Raw genomic sequence first — 3,310 nt, forward strand, 5'->3', positions numbered from 1 at the left:
CAAGGCTCATGTGATCGGAGTATTTTTCTGTGTTGGTTGGAGTATTTGTTAAAGGACTTACAGGAAAAGGATATTCAGACTAAAAATTATTTGCTGATTCTCGATAATGCCTCAATTCATAAAGGTCAAGCGATTGATGATTTAGCAGCAAAATATAAGACAAGAATCGTTTATCTACCTGCGTATAGTCCCGACCTCAATCCTATTGAAAAAGCATGGTCTGTCTTAAAAAGTAAAGTCAGGCACATTATTGCTCAGAACAATAAAACCATTCAGGAAGCTCTGGATATCGTATTTAAGATGATGTAGCTTATGTTTAATATTTAGCTATACATTTCATTTCTGGAGTATCCGGATGGGACTGTGGCCCTCATGCATCAAGGACAAAAACTCAACTACAGCATCTTCAATAAATTGGCTGGGCTACAGCAAAATGAAGTGGTTGAGAACAATGATTAAAATTTAATTTCATAATAGTTTAATTAATTTATCAACACCTTTCAATTCACCATTTGATTTCAGAGAAATTAAATATTAATTTTTTCTCAATATCATACTGAAATTTATAAGTTGTATTTTTAAAAACCACTAAGAAAAATAAAACACCATCAGTTTTGTAAATGTCAGAAAAATAATATAAATTATCTTTAAAAGTGCTCCATAATTCTTTTCTAAAATCAAAAACTACATTTCCATCAATATCTAATATATAACAATTATTTATATTAATATCTTGTTCAAAAGGACCTTGAATAATAGCAATATGTCTATAATCATAAAATTCAGAAAATATTTTATATTCATTATTAATTATTTCATGAGATGAATTATCTGAATTCTTCCATTTGACTCCTATAGGTGATAATTGTTTTACATTCAATCTATCTGGATTGTTAATTCTATCATAACCGTAATTATCATATATTTTTTCAAAAGTTTTTAACACTGAATTCATTCACATAATCCTAATGTAAATATTTGTCTTGGTTCACCTATTGGGATTAGCTTAGCTCTATCACTAAAATTAAGTATCTGTACTTGAGTTCCGCCACCTGAATAAAGGTTTCCATTGAATGTCTGTGGACCTACCGGTCCTGTTTGAATTCGAACACCTTCTGGAATTAAATAGGTTTGAACATGTGAAATTTCTGGTTTAAATTGAGGCGTGACTGCTAACTGATTTCTTACATAATCAACATTTGGGATACTATCTAATGTTGCCCATCCACCTGGTTTGTTAGATGGTTGACCTGGACTTAATGCCATATTGACTATCAACCCACCCTTTGGCACTACTGATGACTCTATTTTAGCACCAGGTCCCCATGGATCAATACTTGAGGGTGCTGTCAAAGCTTTCATTAATCCGTAAGGATCTACCCATTCTACAGGATTAGGCGCATACTGAAAGTTATTATCACCTCCTGCCAATCCTATCGGATCATGACTGATAAACCGCCCAGCATCAGGGTCATAGTAGCGGAAACGGTTATAATGTAAACCTGTTTCAACATCATAAATTTGACCTTGAAAACGATGCGGTTGCAGTAAGTAGCTTTGCTCTACTGCATTCAACTGAATTGGATTTAACTCTTGAGCTTGTGCAACCTCTTGCCACTCAACGGTAACCGTATTACCCCATTGCTTGGTATACCGCCTCCCATTCATTCAATGTTTCCTGAATTTGAAGTCAGTTCTCTTGGTGTACCTAAATAATCTTGTGCTGCAATAAAGCCATTTTACGTTAATTAGCTCTGCGCAAGATGTAGCTTTTAACCAAAACATAAAATTAAATTTTAGGTTTAAAAAAATAAAAATTGATATAAAAATATCTAATCGAATAATTTTTTGTAAGTATAATCATCATAAATATTGAAATAAAATATCTTACCTTTTTTATTGTATATTTCACCTATTTCATGAGTTTCAAAAGAACCTTTTTCAATAAACATAGAGAAGTTTTTCAGAATTAGACTCCAGATATCATTTGAAAAATTTAAAACAATATTATTGTTATTTAACTCCAGTAGATCTAAATCTCCGTTATTAATATTAAAATAAAGATTATATATTTTTTCTTCTTTATTATTTTTCATGAAAATAATTTCTTTATCTACACTATCTAATCCCTTATAAGAAATTAGTTTTATATTATTTTCATCTAGCACTAAATCTAAATTATTACGACTACTCTCAATAAGTCTTATCATAAGTTATTACTCAACAACAATCTAATGGAACATGAACATTTTTCGAAACTGTAAAATTCTCACCATTAGCTCCTCTTGGAGTCAGAAATTCAAAATGTACGTGTGGTGTATTTAGAACTATTGGGCTTCCCATACCATGTTTTCCTAAATAATCAGAAGGTGTCGTTCTAAATTGTCTAGCACCATCAGCGCTTCTCCATTTACCTGGACCCACCTTAACAAAGTCATCTCCTAGAAATTTTTTAATTTCATCTTTGATTTTAGACTTACACACCACTCTGCGCCATTCACTAACTTGCTGCGTCGAATTTTTAGATTTATCTTTGCCGCTCAATACATTAGGATTAATTGAACCTGATTTATATTTTAAACCCAAAGGATCTATATAATCAGTAGGATTTGGAGCATAAATAAAATTATTCCCCCCACCCAATAGCCCAATAGGATCATGGCTAATAAACCGCCCTGCATCAGGGTCATAGTAGCGGAAGCGGTTGTAATGTAAACCCGTCTCGTTGTCATAAATCTGCCCCTGAAAACGATGCGGTTGCAGTAAATAACTCTGCTCAACCACATTCAGTTGAATCGAGTTTAATTCTGTGCTTTGCGCTACTTCTTGCCATTCAACTGTAACCGTGTTGCCCCATGCCTGATATACCGCTTCCCATTCGATATTTCCTGAGTGTGAGGTGAGTTCTCTAGGCGTACCTAGGTGATCATTCTGATACCAATAAACCTGATGCTTAGTGTGTTTTGGTGGTTCATCATTACTGGCTTGATGGATATAGCCAAATATGAAACATAAGCTACATCATCTTAAATACGATATCCAGAGCTTCCTGAATGGTTTTATTGTTCTGAGCAATGATGTGCCTGACTTTACTTTTTAAGACAGACCATGCTTTTTCAATAGGATTGAGGTCGGGACTATACGCAGGTAGATAAACGATTCTTGTCTTATATTTTGCTGCTAAATCATCAATCGCTTGACCTTTATGAATTGAGGCATTATCGAGAATCAGCAAATAATTTTTAGTCTGAATATCCTTTTCCTGTAAGCCCTTTAACAAATACTCCAACCAACACAGAAAAATACTCCG

At 33.4% G+C, this 3,310-nt stretch carries 4 protein-coding genes and 2 pseudogenes; 1 reads left to right on the top strand and 5 read right to left on the bottom strand.

The features are described 5' to 3' along the window. Positions 1-309: transposase (locus AC5YD2_RS16035; protein ID WP_496127251.1), on the top strand; the 309-nt coding region annotated here is incomplete at its 5' end. Between the two features lie 196 nt (positions 310-505). Here AC5YD2_RS16035 and AC5YD2_RS16040 read toward each other — a convergent pair. The 5 genes and pseudogenes from AC5YD2_RS16040 to AC5YD2_RS16060 form a co-directional block, all read right to left on the bottom strand. After that, positions 506-955: a hypothetical protein gene (locus AC5YD2_RS16040; protein ID WP_496127252.1), complete on the bottom strand. Its 450-nt coding sequence runs from the start codon at positions 953-955 to the stop codon at positions 506-508. Positions 956-1,356: 401 nt separating this feature from the next. Beyond that, positions 1,357-1,536, bottom strand: a pseudogene (locus tag AC5YD2_RS16045) (RHS repeat-associated core domain-containing protein); the annotation flags it as partial. Between the two features lie 296 nt (positions 1,537-1,832). Continuing rightward, a complete protein-coding gene (locus tag AC5YD2_RS16050; RefSeq protein WP_496127253.1) occupies positions 1,833-2,210 on the bottom strand; it encodes a hypothetical protein in 378 nt (125 codons plus the stop codon). Positions 2,211-2,568: 358 nt separating this feature from the next. After that, a pseudogene (locus tag AC5YD2_RS16055) lies at positions 2,569-2,988 on the bottom strand (RHS repeat-associated core domain-containing protein); the annotation flags it as partial. 28 nt (positions 2,989-3,016) lie between these two features. Continuing rightward, positions 3,017-3,310, bottom strand: a 294-nt coding sequence (locus AC5YD2_RS16060; RefSeq protein WP_496125194.1) for a transposase, incomplete at its 5' end; no start/stop codon positions are given.

The organism is Acinetobacter sp. CY73, assembly GCF_059515865.1.